This window comes from Kitasatospora sp. MBT66, assembly GCF_000710405.2.
GTDB lineage: Bacteria > Actinomycetota > Actinomycetes > Streptomycetales > Streptomycetaceae > Kitasatospora > Kitasatospora purpeofusca.
Genome location: NZ_JAIY01000006.1, coordinates 130,229 through 130,778, shown reverse-complemented (window position 1 = coordinate 130,778; position 550 = coordinate 130,229). Strand labels below are relative to the sequence as shown.

The window sequence follows — 550 nt, the reverse complement described above, 5'->3', positions numbered from 1 at the left end:
CCCGGAGCGGCAGCCGCCACACCTGGGTACCGCTCGCTCACAGCTCGATGTCCGCGTTCAGGCGGGCGAGCGATCCGCAGGTGCCGTCGGGTGCCGCGCGCCGGCCCGGGGACGCGGCACCCGCCGATCCTCGGCCACCCGCTTCTGTCCTTTCCTCCGCAGTTGCACCGTCGATCGGACCGGCGGAGAAAAAAGGTCGTTTCCAGGTGCATGGGAATCGGATCCGGGGGCAGAAGGGCGTCCGGTTCGACCCAGTGCCGGGTCGAACCGGGCGCCCGTCTGTCACCAGCTCGGCTCGCCATCCGACCGGTCCCACTCGTTCGGGCTTCCCCGGAACCGGCACACCCACAATGGAGGAGAGCGCCTGATGGCGGCAGTGGAATCGTCGGAGCGGCTGGCCCGGCTCTTGGCGCACGACGGCGAGATCCTGGACAGGTGGGTCGAGGCGGTGGCCGAGATCCTGCGGGGCCGGATCAGCCGCGCCGAACTGGAACGCGAGTTGACCGACCTCTACCAGGCGCTCGGCCAAGCCCTTCGGGAGGGCGGCCTG

Annotated in this window: 1 protein-coding gene; it reads left to right on the top strand. The window is 70.7% G+C overall.

Annotation, left to right across the window (positions count from 1 at the left end):
• Window positions 1–367: 367 nt before the first annotated feature.
• Window positions 368–550 (top strand): RsbRD N-terminal domain-containing protein (locus tag BI06_RS13135; protein WP_043468187.1); only part of this gene is annotated, 183 nt, incomplete at its 3' end.